The 17,086-nt window shown below is 39.8% G+C and carries 18 protein-coding genes; 7 read left to right on the top strand and 11 right to left on the bottom strand.

The genetic code is table 11. The annotated features are described in order from the left end of the window. Positions 1–14: 14 nt before the first annotated feature. Positions 15–1,328, top strand: coding sequence for a deoxyguanosinetriphosphate triphosphohydrolase (locus tag AB6811_RS12635; protein ID WP_369490862.1), 1,314 nt, complete (start codon positions 15–17; stop codon positions 1,326–1,328). 2 nt (positions 1,329–1,330) lie between these two features. Here AB6811_RS12635 and AB6811_RS12630 read toward each other — a convergent pair whose 3' ends face one another. Beyond that, entirely contained in the window at positions 1,331–2,293 is a 963-nt protein-coding gene (locus AB6811_RS12630) for a polyprenyl synthetase family protein (RefSeq protein ID WP_369490861.1), read from the bottom strand. Positions 2,294–2,451: 158 nt separating this feature from the next. On the opposite strand from AB6811_RS12630, the gene AB6811_RS12625 reads away from it, so the two are divergent. The 5 genes from AB6811_RS12625 (at position 2,452) to AB6811_RS12605 (ending at position 7,327) form a co-directional block, all read left to right on the top strand. Beyond that, positions 2,452–2,751 carry an ArsR/SmtB family transcription factor gene (locus tag AB6811_RS12625; protein WP_369490860.1) on the top strand — a complete coding sequence of 100 codons (300 nt, stop codon included), beginning with the start codon at positions 2,452–2,454 and terminating at the stop codon, positions 2,749–2,751. A gap of 10 nt (positions 2,752–2,761) precedes the next feature. After that, on the top strand, positions 2,762–3,271 hold the full coding sequence (locus AB6811_RS12620) for a CvpA family protein (protein WP_369490859.1): 510 nt from the start codon (positions 2,762–2,764) through the stop codon (positions 3,269–3,271). Between the two features lie 104 nt (positions 3,272–3,375). Further along, a complete protein-coding gene (gene tyrS, locus AB6811_RS12615) occupies positions 3,376–4,671 on the top strand; it encodes a tyrosine--tRNA ligase (protein ID WP_369490858.1) in 1,296 nt (431 codons plus the stop codon). A gap of 117 nt (positions 4,672–4,788) precedes the next feature. Then, complete coding sequence (locus tag AB6811_RS12610) at positions 4,789–5,793, top strand: Wzz/FepE/Etk N-terminal domain-containing protein (protein WP_369490857.1); 1,005 nt, start codon at positions 4,789–4,791, stop codon at positions 5,791–5,793. A 37-nt stretch (positions 5,794–5,830) separates the two neighbouring features. After that, positions 5,831–7,327, top strand: a complete 1,497-nt coding sequence (locus AB6811_RS12605) for an O-antigen ligase family protein (RefSeq protein ID WP_369490855.1) — start codon at positions 5,831–5,833, stop codon at positions 7,325–7,327. Here the strand turns inward: AB6811_RS12605 and AB6811_RS12600 are convergent. The 8 genes from AB6811_RS12600 to AB6811_RS12565 all read right to left on the bottom strand — a co-directional run bounded on the left by AB6811_RS12600 (position 7,261) and on the right by AB6811_RS12565 (position 14,972). Continuing rightward, the gene (locus tag AB6811_RS12600; RefSeq protein WP_369490854.1) at positions 7,261–8,484 is read right to left on the bottom strand and encodes a PP2C family protein-serine/threonine phosphatase; all 1,224 of its coding nucleotides are present in this window, start codon (positions 8,482–8,484) and stop codon (positions 7,261–7,263) included. The genes AB6811_RS12605 and AB6811_RS12600 overlap by 67 nt on opposite strands. Before the next feature lie 102 nt (positions 8,485–8,586). Beyond that, a complete protein-coding gene (gene efp / locus AB6811_RS12595; protein WP_369490853.1) occupies positions 8,587–9,153 on the bottom strand; it encodes an elongation factor P in 567 nt (188 codons plus the stop codon). Positions 9,154–9,261: 108 nt separating this feature from the next. Next, a complete protein-coding gene (locus AB6811_RS12590; RefSeq protein ID WP_369490852.1) occupies positions 9,262–10,029 on the bottom strand; it encodes a DUF3108 domain-containing protein in 768 nt (255 codons plus the stop codon). 7 nt (positions 10,030–10,036) lie between these two features. Then, complete coding sequence (tsaB, locus tag AB6811_RS12585; protein ID WP_369490850.1) at positions 10,037–10,741, bottom strand: tRNA (adenosine(37)-N6)-threonylcarbamoyltransferase complex dimerization subunit type 1 TsaB; 705 nt, start codon at positions 10,739–10,741, stop codon at positions 10,037–10,039. 14 nt (positions 10,742–10,755) lie between these two features. Continuing rightward, on the bottom strand, positions 10,756–12,060 hold the full coding sequence (locus tag AB6811_RS12580; protein WP_369490849.1) for an efflux RND transporter periplasmic adaptor subunit: 1,305 nt from the start codon (positions 12,058–12,060) through the stop codon (positions 10,756–10,758). 89 nt (positions 12,061–12,149) lie between these two features. Beyond that, on the bottom strand, positions 12,150–13,490 hold the full coding sequence (locus AB6811_RS12575) for a TolC family protein (protein ID WP_369490848.1): 1,341 nt from the start codon (positions 13,488–13,490) through the stop codon (positions 12,150–12,152). A 164-nt stretch (positions 13,491–13,654) separates the two neighbouring features. Continuing rightward, the gene (locus AB6811_RS12570; protein WP_369490847.1) at positions 13,655–14,410 is read right to left on the bottom strand and encodes a metallophosphoesterase; all 756 of its coding nucleotides are present in this window, start codon (positions 14,408–14,410) and stop codon (positions 13,655–13,657) included. A gap of 34 nt (positions 14,411–14,444) precedes the next feature. Further along, a complete protein-coding gene (locus tag AB6811_RS12565) occupies positions 14,445–14,972 on the bottom strand; it encodes a hypothetical protein (protein ID WP_369490846.1) in 528 nt (175 codons plus the stop codon). 174 nt (positions 14,973–15,146) lie between these two features. Between AB6811_RS12565 and AB6811_RS12560 the strand changes: the two genes are divergently transcribed. Continuing rightward, positions 15,147–15,659 carry a UpxY family transcription antiterminator gene (locus AB6811_RS12560; protein WP_369490845.1) on the top strand — a complete coding sequence of 171 codons (513 nt, stop codon included), beginning with the start codon at positions 15,147–15,149 and terminating at the stop codon, positions 15,657–15,659. A 39-nt stretch (positions 15,660–15,698) separates the two neighbouring features. Here AB6811_RS12560 and pepE read toward each other — a convergent pair whose 3' ends face one another. Both pepE and AB6811_RS12550 read right to left on the bottom strand, forming a co-directional pair. Further along, positions 15,699–16,406 (bottom strand): dipeptidase PepE, encoded by a 708-nt coding sequence (pepE, locus tag AB6811_RS12555; RefSeq protein WP_369490844.1) that lies wholly within the window; start codon positions 16,404–16,406, stop codon positions 15,699–15,701. Between the two features lie 50 nt (positions 16,407–16,456). After that, positions 16,457–16,837 carry a hypothetical protein gene (locus AB6811_RS12550; RefSeq protein WP_369490843.1) on the bottom strand — a complete coding sequence of 127 codons (381 nt, stop codon included), beginning with the start codon at positions 16,835–16,837 and terminating at the stop codon, positions 16,457–16,459. Between the last annotated feature and the right edge of the window lie 249 nt (positions 16,838–17,086).

The following is a 17,086-nucleotide window of genomic DNA, read 5'->3' as shown; positions in this document are numbered from 1 at the left end:
TTATCCTGTAATCTATGTTAAGCTGGAAAAAACTTTTAAGCCCAATAAGAACGGGCGAATCGCCATCAAAATCGACTATTGACTATACCCGAACCAACTTTCAGCGCGACTACGATAGGCTGATTTTTTCCTCCCCGTTCCGGCGCTTACAGAATAAAACCCAGGTTTTTCCACTCCCGGGTAGCGTTTTTGTGCATAACAGGTTAACCCATAGCCTGGAGGTCTCCAGTGTTGGCCGATCGCTGGGGCGGAGCATACTAAACCTTTTATCACCCGAAAGGTTTGAGTGCCCAGCACAGCTAATTGCCGATATTCCTACTATTGTTTCGGCGGCTTGCCTTGCTCACGATTTGGGAAATCCTCCCTTTGGCCATAGCGGCGAGGATGCCTTTAGGCATTTTTTCTCCAACCATCACATTCCTGAACTTGATAGCTGGGAAGCAAGCGACCTGCTCCGGTTCGAGGGAAACGCAAATGCCCTCCGCCTGCTTACCCACCAGTTTAGGGGCCGACGAACCGGCGGTTTCCGTCTTAGCTATGCAACCCTTGCCTCAATTGTTAAGTATCCTTACCCTTCAACATTAAAAGAAAAAAAGTTTGGTTATTTTAAATCTGAAGCCGATGTTTTTAACGAGATAGCCAGTCAAACGGGTCTTATTCAGATTAGCAATGGAAGGTATTGCCGTCATCCCCTGGTTTACCTGGTTGAAGCCGCTGACGATATTTGTTACCAGGTGATGGATATTGAGGATGCGCACAAGCTAGGAATTCTTTCAACCAGTACTGTAACCGACCTTTACCTCTCCTTTTTTGACGATGAAACCACAAGTAAGAAAAAGGATATTCGTAAAACCCTTGCCTCGGTTAACGATATAAACGAACGCATTGCTTACCTAAGGGCTATTACCATCAGTAAACTTATTGAGCAATGTTCTTCCAACTTTTCAAAAAGCTATAACCAAATTATGTCCGGCCAGCCCGTAAAACCGCTTATTGACCAGATGGAAGGAACATCTGCAAAGGCAATGGACGAAATTCGGAAGGTTTCTGTTAACCAGGTTTACAACCATTCCAAGGTGGTTGAAATTGAAATTGCTGGCTTTACCATTATTGGGGAGCTACTCGATATTTTCACAAGCGCCGTCCTTGAGCCTACCAAGCCGATTTCAAAAAAAGCCCTCAGGCTGATACCCGAACAGTACCTTGCTGAAAGCCCCGATAATTACTCCAAGGTGATGGCTGTTGTTGATTATATTTCAGGCATGACCGATATTTATGCCCTTGAAACCTATCAGCTTTTTAAAGGGATTAAACTACCCTCGCTTTAATCTTACTTCTCGCGGCTTACCATATAATCAGCAAGGATCAATAGTGATTTCTTATACTCCGAATCGGGAAATATTTCAAGTATCTGCTTAGCATTATCCCTAAACTCAAACATTTTTTTAGAGGCATAATCAATTCCGCCCTTGTCCTTTGCAAAATCAACTATCTCAGCAATGTTTGCTTTCTTCCCACCATTAATTAGTCTGATAATTCGTCTCCTTTCATGGGTATTGGACTGGGAAAGTGCATAAATTAAAGGAAGTGTAAGCTTGTGTTCCTTAATATCGTTACCGGTAGGCTTGCCTATTAACCCTGATGGCTGGTAGTCAAAAAGATCATCGCGGATTTGGAACGCCATGCCTAGATATTTGCCAAATTGGTACATACTGTCAACCATATCTTTGGTCGCATTTGCTGATATTGCGCCATTGGCGCAGCACGAGGCGATCAGCGATGCCGTTTTCTTTCCAATGATATCGTAGTAGGTTTCCTCATCAATATTCATCTTTCTGGATCGTTCAATCTGCAAAAGTTCGCCCTCGCTCATTTCCTTTACAGCACTACTAATCACCCTGAGCATCTCAACCTGATCATTTTCAATGGCAACCAGTAAACCCCGCGACAGGATAAAGTCCCCTACAAGTACTGCTACCTTTGAACGCCATAGGGCATTTATTGAAAAAAATCCCCTCCGTTCATATGCTTCATCTACCACATCATCGTGAACTAGTGTTGCAGTGTGCAGCAACTCAATCATCCCTGCAGCCACGTAGGTTGACTGGTTTATTTGGCCACAAGCCCCAGCGCTCAGAAATACAAGCATTGGCCTTAATTGCTTGCCCTTCCGCCTCACAATGTAGTTAGTTATCAGATCGAGCAATTTTATATCGGAGCCCATGTTTTTTCTGAAAAATGGCTCAAAGTCATTCAAATGATTACTTATTGGCTCCTTTATCTGGTTTAGCATAAATCTTTATCTATTAAAGGGCAAATTAACCAAATTTCGCCCACACTAAACACTGTTTACCCTAACAATGTTTAAAAAATTGATAAATACCAATTGGTGGTAAAACAAAATATTAATATATTTGCATGTGTTTAATATGATTGAAATTCAGAACAATAATGGTACAGGTTGAAGAATTGAAGATTGAGCAGCTTGAGCAGGCTGCAAGCATGTTGAAAGCTATTGCCCACCCTCTCCGAATTGGAATTATTAGCTTGTTGGAAAAATCGGGGCAGTTGACCGTTACCCAAATATATGAAACTCTTGGTATAGAGCAATCTACTGCATCGCACCATTTGGGTATTTTAAAGGATAGGGGTGTACTTTCATGCAAGCGTGAGGGCAAAAACACTGTTTATTTCCTCCGGAATGAAAATCTGGGTAAGATACTTGACTGTGTAGGAAGGTGTACGGTTTAATAATTAAACTATGACCGCTTTTGATATCATAATTGTAATACTCCTAGCGGTTGGTGCAGTTAGGGGTTTTATTAGTGGCCTAATTATGCAACTCACATCGCTTGCAGCGCTTTTACTTGGCATTTGGGTAGCAATCCGGTTCTCCGATTTTACCGCTATGCTTTTAATGGAAAAGGCTGGTTTAACTGGCCAGTATATACCTCTAGTTTCATTTGCCATTACCTTTGTGGTTGTTGTTATTGCTGTTCACTTTACTGGAAAACTAATCGATAAGTTTTTTAACCTAACCCCATTGGGTGTAGTTAATAAGATTCTTGGCTTGGTTTTCGGTGTATTGAAATATGCAATAATAATAAGCGTAATTATTGTTTTTGTTGAAAAAGCCAACCAGCGGTTCAACTTTTACTCTGAACAAACCAAAAATAAATCAATGCTATTTAAGCCCCTTTCAAAGCTTGCCCCTGGCATTTTCCCTTACCTTCACTTTGAATCGATTTCTGAGCGCTTAAAAGCGAAATGATGCACCATTTAGTCAGATTCATTTCAGCTATTTACTCTAAATGAACTATATTTGAAGGCCAAATCATTTGGCCTTTTTTGTTTAATCACTTAAAATGGTTTGCCGTGAATTTTGTAGAGGAGTTAAAATGGCGGGGCATGGTACACGATATGATGCCCGGAACCGAAGAGCAGCTTACTAAGGAAATGACTGCCGGATATATTGGCTTTGACCCAACAGCGGAGTCGCTCCATGTTGGTAGCTTTGCACAAATATTACTTCTAAAGCGGTTTCAGCTTGCAGGGCACAAACCAATTGCACTGGTTGGTGGTGCAACTGGTATGATTGGCGACCCTAGTGGAAAATCGCAGGAACGTAACCTGCTCGATGAGGAAACCCTACAGCGCAACCTGGAGGGTATTAAACGTCAACTTTCAAAGTTCTTGGATTTTGAGAGCGGTAAACCCAACTCGGCTGTCCTGGTTAACAACTATGACTGGATGAAGGGTTACGACTTTCTTAGCTTTATCCGCGATGTGGGAAAGCACATCACTGTAAATTACATGATGTCCAAGGACTCTGTTAAAAAACGACTTGGTGAGGAGTCCAAGGAAGGAATGTCGTTTACTGAGTTCTCATACCAGCTTGTTCAGGGGTACGATTTCCTTTGGCTATATCAAAACATGAACTGTAAGCTGCAAATGGGTGGTTCGGATCAGTGGGGGAATATCACTACCGGAACAGAACTCATTCGCCGTAAGCTTGGCGGCGAAGCATTTGCTTTAACCATTCCGCTCATCACCAAAGCCGATGGCACTAAATTTGGGAAAACCGAGAGTGGTAATGTGTGGCTCGATGCACGCCTCACTTCACCATACAAGTTCTACCAGTTTTGGCTTAACACCTCCGATGAGGATGCCGAAAGGTATATCAAGATTTTTACCCTGCTTGACAAAACCACCATCGATAGCCTAATTGCTGAGCATAAAAAGGAGCCACACCTACGTAAACTGCAAAAAACACTTGCCCGTGAGGTAACTGTTATGGTACATTCCGAGGACGACTACAACAAAGCAGTGGAAGCATCGGAAATGCTATTTGGCAATGCCACCACCGATATGCTTAACCGGATGGATGAGGATACTTTCCTTTCCGTTTTTGAGGGTGTTCCCACCTTCGAGGTTAAAAAATCGGAGCTTGCCAAGGGTATTCCCTTTTCAGTTCTTGCTGCCGAAATCACAAAAGTATTCCCATCAAAAGGGGAACTTCGTCGCTTGGTTCAGGGTGGAGGGTTAAGTATCAACAAGCAAAAGGTTGACAATCCCGACATCACAATTGGTACCGAAACATTACTCAACGGCAAATACATACTTGTTCAAAAGGGAAAAAAGAATTACAGCATTATACTTGCTGTTGATTAATTCCGTTATATATTTCGGAAAATCTTTGAAGGCTTGCAGCATTGTTTTACGGCAAGCCTTTGGTTTTCTTTAGGCAAATTATGAAATTTGGATATCAAGCATTCTAATTCATCAGCTATGGACAATAACGATATTAGCATGGACAAATCAATGCTTTCCATTGCTCAAACCATATGGAATGGCCGAAAAACGATAATTACTGTAGGAATTATTGCGATAATAATTTCCACTTTTGCATCACTTTTAGTAAAAAATCAATATAAAGCCACTGCAACCATATTCCCTCCGGTGGCAAATCAGGTGTCCAAGGAACTGATTACCGAAAATAAACAGGAAGGTTTAACAACCTTCGGCGAAACCGAGGAGATGGAACAGTTCCTTCAGGTTTTAAGTTCACGTACCTTAAAGGATAAGGTAATTTCAAGGTTAAACCTCCAGCAACACTGGGAAATCGACTCCACATCAAAGGGCTTTAGGTTTAGGAGTTACCAAAAATTTGATGAACAAATCAAAATAAAACCTACTCGCTATCAAAGTATCAATATTGAGGTTATGGATCGTGACCCTGAATGGGCAGCCAAAATTGCTAATACTGTGGTTGAGTATTCCGATAGCCTTATGCGTTCTATAAAAGCTCAGGTGGCCGTTAACGCATTAAAAGCATTGGAGAAACAATATTCTTTGGTTGAGCAGGATTTAAACAGCTTACAGGATTCACTTGCTGCTGTCATGACAAATGGCGTTATCGATCCCAAGCGCCAGGCAGGCCAATTCTATAAGGAATACCTAAACGCACTTTCAAAGGGCAACAAATCTACACTTTCAATTTTAAATAAGGAGGTTGCAAAGCTTGGTGGTTTTGGAGCAAAACATACACGTTATACTTTTGAAATATCCGATCTTTCAACACAATTAAACGAGTTACGAAAAAGCATAGTTGTTGCTAGAATTGAGGCAAATCAGGAGATACCCACCCAGTTCATTATCGACAAAGCCGATATACCCGACAAGAAGGCCTATCCAAAGCGCAGTATAATTGTTGTAACCTCAACCTTAGCGGCAATAATTTTTGCAATTTTCTTGCTTTTCCTTCAGGAGTATCTTAAGCACTTAAAAATATAATTGTTGATACCTTTTGCAGGATCAGCTTACCCCGCTAATGGATATCATTAAATCGATATTAAGCCATGTTAAAGATAAGTGGATAATTGTTTCCAGCTTAATCTTCATTATTATAAATGCTATTCTGATAGGAACTGAGCGCGATTTTTTTGTAATTCTACCCATCATATTTATTTTTTTACTGGCTTACCTATCTTTCCCCTTAAAATTCTACTTGGTTTACTTATTTATAAGCCCGCTCTCCATTCCTCTATCGGAATTTTTCCAGGAAATATCCATTGATTTATGGTTACCATCGGAGCTAATGCTTGTGGCATTAGCTCCTATTGCCATAATTATGCTTCTATCAAATAATCATGAAAACCGTTGGTTTACTTGGCATCCTGTACTGCTAACTATTTACTTTTTTTTAGGATGGATAGTTTTAACTTCCATTACCAGTTCAATGCCCTTGGTTTCCCTAAAGTATTTAATTCTCAAAACACTTTATTTCATCGTACTTCTTTATTTACCCTTCATATTACTTGTTAAGGGGACTATTACATTCAAACGATTTATTGCTTTCTACTCCATAGGTTTGTTTGTAGTAATTCTGATAACTCTATCAAAGCAATGGGAATATGGTTTGTTCAATAAGTTTGTAGCCCACGGTTCATGTAATCCATTCTTCACTGACCATACTTCATATGCAGCAGTATTGGCTTTGCTAATTCCAGTTAGCATTGCTCTACTCATATCATCCAACACAGCAACGCGGAGAATACTTTTCCTTGCATTAACAATTGTTCTTATTGTAGCCTTTGTGCTATCGTACACAAGAGCGGCCTGGCTTAGCTTAATGGTGGCAGGTGTAGTGTGGGTTGCATGGTTGCTTAAAATTCGATTCCGATATTTAGCTCTACTGGCAATAATTTTTTTTGGGTCGATATTCTATTTCCAGGACAACATCCTAATTTGGCTAAACCAGCACAAAACCGCATCGAGCGGTGATATTAGAAAGCATATTAGCTCTATCGCCAATATTAGAACCGATGAATCGAATGTTGAACGCCTTAACCGTTGGACTTCGGCTATTAGAATGTTTAAGGAAAAACCGCTGCTTGGTTGGGGCCCCGGTACATACATGTTTCAGTATGCCCCCTACCAGGCTTCGTATCTTAAAACCCGGGAAAGCTCTAACCTTGGGCTAAAAGGGAATGCTCATAGCGAATACCTAGGACTGTTATCGGAGGCGGGTCTTCCAGCAGCTTTGGCATTCATCCTCATTATTGTCATACTGTTTTACAGAGGTTTTAAATTAGCCCTAAAGTTAAAACCCAAAAGCGCTGACAGGGTAATCCTAATAGGCGTATTACATGGGTTAATAACCTATGTTGTGCATGGTTTTATGAATAACTTTCTGGATATGGACAAGGTTGCAGTTCTTTTCTGGGGTTATGCTGCTTTAATCCTGGCCATGGAGCACCTTTACTCAAAATCGAATCCTAGAATCGATATATCATCAAAAACATCCGCATCCGATTCCCTCTCCTGAGCAATGGTGTTTATTATTTGCTGCACACTATGGTTTCGCGAAAAGTTCTTTTCTAAAATCCTTGTGTTGTAAACCACCTTATCGCCATCAATGGTTTCAACTAGTCCATCGGTGTAACAGAGCAAGGTGCTTGGCTCATCTATATTTAGAACGCCCTGATTGATTATTGGTATATCATCAATCATTCCCAACCCAACACAACCCGATGAAAGCTGAATTATTTTACCGGAATTTCGGACAAACATGAAGGGGGGATTGTGACCGGCATTAACATATTCCAACTTTCGGGTTTGATTGTTATAGCGACCAATAAACATGGTAATAAATTTTTCGCCTTTGGCGGTTGCCATAACCCTCTCGTTGAGCTTTTCAACTAAAGAGGAAAGACTGATATCCTTGCTGAATAATGCCCTGAGGTTTGCCTGGAAGTTTGACATTAGCAACGCAGCCGAAATACCCTTACCTGAAACATCGGCTATACAGAAACCCAAATCGTTAGAGCTAAGGGCAATTACATCATAGTAATCGCCCCCTACCTCAAAGTGTGGGCTATAGTAAGACCCAATGCGAACTCCTTGGAATTTGGGCATATCGACAGGCGAAGGAATAAGCATCGACTGCATGCGCGATGCAAGTTCCAACTCCTTACGCATTGCCTCCTGCTCCAAGCTTTTATGGAATAAACGCAGGTTCTCAATGGCAACAAAAATGATGATTGATAGGGTTTGAACAAAGTTCAAATGGCGGATGGTTGCGCTTACCCCTTTCTCGTACTCATTAGTATCGCCAATAAGCACATATCCAACCGGTTGATTATTCTGAATTACTGGTATTATTACGTCGAGCTCAAGTAGTATGGGGTTTTCCGATACTCCTACAAAGGTTATCTCGTTAAAGGGAAGTAAATCGCGCTCTACATTTATGTTCTCAACCACCTTTTCGGGGCAATTGCTGTTAAGTAATAATTGCCACTTGCCCTCCTCTATCTTGTAAAGTAATATCCTGTCAATTCCTAAATCATCGTTGAGAATACGCTTAAACCTGTCGATTAGCTCCTCGGTTTTCAGCTCAGCACTTATAGCCTGAGCCATACCCAGAAGCGCGTTAAGCTTAAACGTACTCAGCTTTAGCCTATTTTGCGAGGCGGTTATCGACATAAAATAAAACAGATTTAACCTAAAAAAATAACTTATTCCAAAAGAGGAATAAGTTACTACAAAATTACTAATAAAACAATATCAGCCTAATTAATTTTGAAATTACTTAACCCTTTCCGAGTATTCCCTTGTACGGGTATCAATTTTAATTTTGTCGCCAATGTTAATAAAAAGTGGAACGTTAATCACTGCACCGGTTTCAACAGTTGCAGGTTTAAGCGCTGTTGACGATGCGGTATCGCCTTTTAGTCCTGGCTCAGTATAGGTTACCTCCATTTCTACAAATGGTGGCAACTCGCAGGTAAGAATATTCTCATTATCGGCCTCAACCATCATTTCAACATACTGTCCCTCTTTGAGTAAATCGGGGTTCTCAATCTTGTACTCATCCAGCGATATTTGCTCAAAGGTTTCCTGATGCATGAAATGATAACCCAAATCATCCTTATATAGGAATTGATAAGGCCTGCGTTCCACCCTTACAACATCAATTTTTACTCCTGCATTAAAGGTGTTCTCAATTACTTTTCCGTTCTCAACACTCTTAAGCTTTGTGCGTACAAATGCCCCTCCTTTGCCGGGTTTTACGTGTTGAAATTGAACAATGGTGTAAATTTTTCCGTTGAATAAAATGAACATTCCGTTCTTAAAATCCGCTGTAGTTGCCATATAATTCTATTTTACAATGGGTTGCAAATATAGTAAAATTGAAATAATATTAAAAACTACCTGTTTACTCGGTAGTTATTTGATGTGCAGGCCTTAAACAACTGGGGGTTACTTTCTTTCCAGTGCAGTAAATTCGTTTGCCAAGTTTTTGTACTCTATTAAATCGCAGTAAACTGAACCTACAAATATATCGAACTTTATCCTGATTGGGATAAAGTTTGAGTCGTTGGAAAACCATATGGTCATATCGTCCTTGGTTTTAAAAACCCTACCGGTTATAACAACAGGCATGAACTTCATGCACTTTACCGGGCCAAATTTTGTTTTTATGGTTTCATATCCTTTAAAACGGACGGTAAGCGGGTATTTTTCATCGGTGAAATAGGTATCAACCATTATGGTTTGGTCTTGCTTTAGTGGTGGAATGGTCAACATCTTGTTTCTAAGGTAGTATACCGATGAAAGAATATCTTGGCACCCTTTAGACACAACCACCTTGCCGGTTTTTGAACTTATAACAATTGACGAATCGGGGCGGCTCCAGTGATCCCAGGTTTGTGTGCTGTAATGCCTGTAACGGCCCTCATGAATGTTTCGGATGGAAAAGTATGGCCAATGTGTGGCTGGATCGGTATAACTCTCGTAGGTATCGTTTACATTGTAAAGCGTGTTTGCTATTCCAACTGTCCGCCCGTTTAAATATAGATGGTAAGCAGGCTTACCATTGAAAACTTGTTCATTTACCTGTAAAGTTGCCTCGCCTCCATTAATAAATCCATAGTAAATCTGATACTTTAACCGTTCTCCTCCTATAAATGCTTTTTTCCCATTCTGGGCGTGTGCATTTATATTTAAAATTGAAGTGAATGCAAACACAAAACCATTAAGGATTGGGAATAATCTTATTCTTAGGGGTTGTTGCCACAAAATCCTTAAGGTAGAAGGGTTCAAAATATGCAGTATCCTCAAATTCTTCATTTTTGTATGCATTTAATGCTATAGGCAGCATAAAACGTGCCGAAGGCACAAAACCATCGATAAAAATAGCATTTTTACTTTTAATTACATCCTTACACTTGGATGAGCCATTTCCAAAGAAAACTATTTTTTGGTTTTGTAAGAATTCTGCAAAAGAGTTCTCATCAACAATTACTGCTCTAACATCGGAAACGGGCTCGCCTTGGGAATTATAGAGCGCACAGTAAACTTCCATGCGACGTGCATCAATCATTGGGCAAAGTAGTGCATCAGCAGGTAAATTGTAATTGGAAAGAGTAATACCTACAGCCATTGCCTGTAAGCTACAAACCCCAATAAGCGGGATACCCGATGTATAGCAAATTCCTTTTGCCATTGAAACACCAATCCGTAAACCGGTATACGATCCTGGGCCTTTACTTACAGCAACAGCATCAATTTGGCTTGGCGTTAAGCTAGCAGCGGTTAACACATCGCTGATAAGGCGTGGCAGCATGGTTGAATGAGCCTTGGGGTCAAAAAGCTCTTTGACCCCAAGTACTCCAGTTTCATCGCCTATTGCAACTGAACAAGCTGATGTTCCAGTTTCAATGCAAAGTATTTTGGCCATTCTATAAAAACAGGCTACTCGGTTTTAAAAAGGTCGTCTTTGTTTTTAACTTTTCTGATTAACGACTTGTCCTTAAGCTTACGCGATATTGCGCTATAGGGCGCAGTAATTACCTCCTCGTCGCCCTTTAGTCCTTCAACAATCTCAATATACTGGTTATCCTGAATGCCTGTCTTTACTTCAACTATTCGAGCTGTATCGCCTTTGGCTATAAATACTATTTCCTTAGGCTTATCAACCTTATTAGGCTTGGGCTCAACAGGTTGGTTGCTATTTTCGCCCTTTTCCAAAGTTCCTGTTTTCTTTACAGTGTCAATTCGGGTTGTTACCGCAAGTATCGGAATGGTTAGTACGTTTTCCTTGGTGTTGGTAAGAATTTCAACGGTAGTTGACATTCCGGGTCGGAAGGGACTGGTTTGTGAATTGGTGAGAAGGTCCTTATATGATTTTTCAAGAATAAATATTCGCACCTCAAAATTGGTAACCTGATCGGTTGTAATTCCTTGAACGTTAGCAGTATTGGCTATTTGAGTTACTACTCCTTTAAACTTGCGACCCAAGTATGCATCTACCTCTATTAAAGCAGTATCGGCAATCTTAACCTTTACAATGTCGTTCTCGTTGACGTTAACCCTTGCCTCCATACGGTTAAGGTTGGCAATTCGCATAATTTCCGTACCAGCCATTTGTATGGTACCAACCACACGTTCGCCAAGCTCCACGTTAAGCTTTGATACTGTTCCCGATATTGGTGCGTATATGGCTGTTTTGCGAAGGTTTTCCTCGGCTTCGCGCAGCGATGCCTGAGCGCTTTCAACGCTGTAGCTAGCCGCTTTTAGTTCAGCCTGTGCAACTTCGTAGCTGGTTCGTGCAGTTTCAAACTCCGACTCCGATATTGCTTTCTGTTCGTAGAGCTGTTTGCTTCTATTGAACGACAACTCCGACTGGGCAAGTTGGGCCTTGGCTTGAATTAACCTTGCGTTTGCAGAGTTAACGGCAGCAATTGCTCTTTCCTTTAACGAGATATATGTGTCGGGTTTGATACGGCAAAGCAGGGTACCCTTTTCAACCCAATTCCCTTCTTTTACTGGTAATTCAATAATTTCGCCGGAAACCTCAGAGCTGATTTTTACTTCAACCTCAGGTTGAATTTTACCGTTGGCTGTAATAGCTTCAGTAATAGTTCTGTACTCAGGTTTCTCAACATAAACGGGTATGGTTAATGGTTTACCGATCCAACCCTTTTTCTTAGCAACAACTGCAAATACTATCAAGATGACTACTGCTCCCAGTAAGTATTTGATAAGTCCTTTTTTCATTATTTAAGTATTTATGGTTTATTTACTTCAGTTTGACATTCTCTTTGTTTGGCAAGGGATTCGTTTTCAATATTTTGCCAAAACACTGGCTATAGCTTAAGCGGCAATCCCTTGTAAAATTCCAGTATTTTGGTTTTGAAAATCAGCTCATACTTTGCCTGTAGTAAATCGGTTTCGGCTTGAGCTAACTTGTTTTTGGCCGAAGTAAAGTCAAGAGCTGTTACCAGTCCAAGGTTGAAGCGGTTCTGTGTGTACCTGAACGATTCCTCCGATGCTGCCTTGCTTTTTAAAGACGCCTGCATTTTTTTTTCTGCTGCAATAGCATCGGCATAGGCCTGTTGGATGTCCTTGTATAATGCATTACGCTCGCTCTCCAGCGCAAGCTGTGCATTCATAAGGCCAATTTTAGCGGTGGTTACCCTGTTACGAGCGCTTAAACCATTGAATATGGGTATGCTTAAGCTTAAGCCTACCGATTTGCTCGCATTATTTTTAATCTGGGTTATAAAGGGATCGCCATCAAATGTGTAACCATCCTGTATCCTGTACTGTGCACCAGAATTGTAATTTGCCCCTAACGATAATCGGGGTTGTAAACCGCCTTTGGCTATCTTAAGGCCAAGCTCTGAACTTTGTAACTTATACCTTGCGCTCTGTACTTGAGGCATTATTCCCTCAGCAACACTAAAAATCTGACTGGGTGTTTCTGATACCAGCTTTATGCTATCTACTAGAGGTATTAATGGTTTTGCAATCTGAAATCCTTCTGTTGATTTTAGCTCAAGTAGTTGGGTTAGATTTAGGTAGGACAGGTTTAACTGGTTTTGAGCATTAACAAGCTGAAACTCATCTGAAGCCACAAGGGCTTCTACCTCATAGAGGTTTCCTTCGGGTAAACTGCCAGCTGAAACCAAAACCTTTGTCCTTTCCAGCTGCATTGTGGAAAGTTCAACCTGTCTTTTAGCAATCTCAACCAGCTCTTGCTGATAAAGGATTTGAAGGTAAAGCGATGCAATTGTTAGTGCAATGTTATTCTTAACCTTTTCAACATCGGCAACGGATGCCTTTAGGTCAAAATGGTTCTGCTTCCGGGTGTTTGTAAGCTGAAAACCATTATAGATGGGTAAGCTCGTACTAACTGAAAAACTGGTTGCCTGAGTATTCAAAGCTTCCTTGGTATTGGTAAGGTAATTTGTTACCAAGCCAAAACTGTAGGAATGATTACCGTTGATATTAATTGTTGGTAAAGCGTCCATTTTGGACTGTAAAAGGTTTACCTCATTTACCCTTACGTTCAGCTCCTGCTGCTTAACCTGAATATTATTGGATAGTGCATACTCAATGCAGCGCTCAAGTGTCCACAGTTCTTGAGAGAAAACCACCGAGGTTATGGTTAACAAAATTAAAATGGGAAGAATAGATTTTTTCATACTTAAAAAGTTGTTTAAGAACCTACGGTATGACGTTTATTTTTGGAAATAGTTTAAACAAAAATCAATAACAATAAAATTCCTTCCCCGAAAGTAGGACTTTATAAACTACCATAGTAATGAAGAAGTGTTAAAAAAGGTTGGCTGCTAGCTTCATATAGCTATTAATTACCTTTTTTCTTTTTAAAAATAGGCAATTGCGACACATCAAATTCCGATTTTCGAGGGATTTTTATTGTCTCAAAATCAAAACTTTCGGTATCTACCACAACTGCTTGAAATCTTCCGAGTGAGCAGGTGCCACAGTTTAAATATATTTTTTTACTATTCAAGTAGTAAACCTTATGCGATTCTAGCTTATGGGTATGCCCAAGTATAACCATATCGTACTTTTTAAGCAGCTTAAGGGCATACATCAGGTACTTGATAGTATTGTACTTCCGGGGTATTCTGTTAACATCATCAAAGTAATCAACCGCGCTGTAAAATTTGCGTTCAACCCAACGGAAACGAACAAGCCACTTTAAAAACAAGTACATGGTGACGCTAATAAATCGGCCAATACGTGTGCCATTCAAAAAATCGGCTTTATGCCCGTGTTCAATATGTATGGTTTTCCCCTCAGAATTCTTAATATAGAAATGGTCATGTGTATGAGGGACCCAAATGTCGTGGTTGCCGCGGAGTTGTATAAAACCTTTTTGGTTAAAATAATCAATAATCTTAGCATTTACTTCGGCAATCTCATTGTAGGAATACTTGTAGAGGTCAAATATATCGCCATTTAGTATTACCTGATCAACGCCATAATGCTCAATTACCTTATCAAGTGTTGACATAAAAGCTTTAGCCTTCCACCCAAAGGTGCCAAGCTTTTTACCTGTATCGATATGCAAATCAGAAATTACAAGAAGAATCACCTAAACTAAATTTATGCTAAGTTAATCATAAAAATTAACCCATAAGCAACTCTTTAACCCGTTTCATTTCTTTTTCTAATTTCTTGGTGGCATTATTGGAGTATCCTATGAATGGAACTAAAACTATTCGGACGTTTCCATTTTCGGCATTAAAAAATGCAATTCCTCCTACTCCCCAATTTTTCCATGTTAATCCGTTATGAAATTTAATAGCTGCCCTATTTTCCGATGCCCTAACGTAGGAATAGCTGCTTGTAAATCGCTCTTTTAACTTACTAAACTCTCTAATTGGGGTTTCTACCTGTAGGTTTAATTTATGACCATAAGTAGGCTCTTCAAATGAGTCGGACTCTAAATAACCTAAAGTATTACTTAGGTTTAACCATAGTGCTCCAAAAAAGAGAAAGACAAAAATAAACCCTGCCATAGCTGACTCGATTAATAAACCAGAAAAGGACTCGCTAAACTCTTGGTATCCTTTAATAATAAGTTTTACAAGCAAAATGGTTAAAACATAAATCAAAAAAGCAACCACAGCGTAGAATGAAATGAGACGTTTCATAAAATTTGGTTTAAGTTTGATTTGATACCAAAAATAGTCTATTCTCATAAATCTACTACAAAAACTTTTTTAAATTCTCAATTTATATCACATTGGCTTGTGTTGACCAAACGATATTTAGCTCAATAATAAAGCCATAAATCAATTACCTTTGCAAAATAAAAGTAAAACCAGATGAAGGAAAGTAAGGATTTAGAGCGTTGGTATGCCGTTTATACTAAGCCGAGAAACGAGAAAAAGGTTTACGCCCGCCTGGTAGAAAAGGGGATTGAAACTTTCCTCCCTTTGCAGAAAAAGCTAAAACAGTGGAGCGATAGAAAAAAATTGGTAGATGAGCCCCTTTTCCGTTCATATATATTTGTCTATATTGACCCGAAAAGATATTATGATGTACTAAATACCCAAGGGGTAGTCCGTTACATAACATTCGAAGGCAAAGCAGTATCTATCCCCGACAGGCAAATTGATCAGATTAAGCAGCTGCTTGTCCAGGATATTGAACTTGAAGCAGTGGATGGACAAATTGAGCCGGGCACAAGAGTTGAGGTCCGATTTGGCTCGCTTCAAGGAATTGAGGGTGAAATGGTTGAACATGCAGGCAAAAAGAAGGTGGTTATCCGAATCGATCATATCAGCCACTCGCTCATGGTTACTTTACCTACCGAGTATGTGGTGGTAAAAAAATAAAAAACAGGGCATAAGCCCTGTTTTGTTATCAAAGTAATTTTACTCAAAAAGAAAATCTAAATCATCGCCTGGGTAAACCTCACGCGGGGGTTGCCCTTTCTTAAATATCCGTGCAGGCTTAGGGCCAATCAGGCTAAACTGCACATCTTCCAACTTTATCATGGTTCCTTCGCGGAGTCCAACAACGTAAACGTGAGGGTCCATTTCAATGAACTCCATAATTCTTTGCTCACGGGTTTCGCCAGCATGTCCCTCGGGGTTTGCATCCAAGTAGTGGGGATTTATTTGAAACCTAACCAAACTGAAAGCGCTGAAACTGTCGGGTTCAGTAATTGGCATATCGTTAGTAGTGCAAATGGTAGGACAGGCCACATTTGCTCCTGCACTCCAGCCAATGTATGGCGTTCCGCTTAGTACTTTATTTCTTACTGCTTCAATAATATCGGTCTGCTGAATAGTTTTTAGCAGCTTAAAAGTATTGCCTCCGCCCACAACTATTGCCTCAGCCTCCTGAACCGCTAACTTTGCATTCCTATGGTGATGTATTGAGTCAACCTCAACCCCAAATTCGCTGAATCGTTCCTGAACCTTTTGTTCATACTCATCGTAGCTGAATGTAACAGCTGCCCAAGGAATAAAAAGAACCCTTTTAATGTTACCTAAAAATTTTTCAATCTCCTTCTTGGGGTGCTCTAGGTAAGCCTCTCCTGCATTGGTTGAGTTGCTTATGAGTAATAGTCGAACCATGATTTTGTATTCATTTTGTTTGGGGTAAAAATACAAAAAAACTAACACCATCAAACCTTAAATGCAACTATAAAAGCATCATCCTTAAGCTCAAGGGATTGAATAAAATTGAGGGCTAAATCCTTTTGCTCTGAAAACTCCATCAAGTCAATGCTTTTTACCACTTTACGTAATTCAATCATGGCCGATTTATCATTCGATGTTCCAAATAAGTACACAATATCGCCGGGTCGGAGGTTCGACCAATGTAAAGTGCTGCTTACAATAAATGAACCAAATTGTCGAAATGCCATATTCTCGGGACAAAGTGTCAATATCTGTTTTTTATAGAGTACAAAAGGATATAGCCTGATAGGGTTTTTACCTAACGATTTAACAATTGGATCATCGTTCAAATAGTGATTTAATGGTTCAAGTACACCTTCGTTCAATTCCCCATGATTTTTTATGTAATCAATAACAATGCTGTATATATTGAAGTTGATGAAATCGCAACAGGCATTAGGATCGGAAACAATAACATAGTAACAGAAAATGTAATTTTTATATGAAAAATGGAAAAAAATTGGTTTTTCATCTTTATTTTTGATTTTAGCCTCCCACTATAATCGTCAAATCAAATTGTGCAAAAAATATAAATCAAATTGTGCAAAAATAATTTTAATTGCATTTAAATAGCA

Source organism: Tenuifilum sp. 4138str (genome assembly GCF_041102575.1).
GTDB lineage: Bacteria > Bacteroidota > Bacteroidia > Bacteroidales > Tenuifilaceae > Tenuifilum > Tenuifilum osseticum.
The sequence above is the reverse complement of the archived record's forward strand: the minus strand, read 5'-3'. Positions and strand labels throughout refer to the sequence as shown.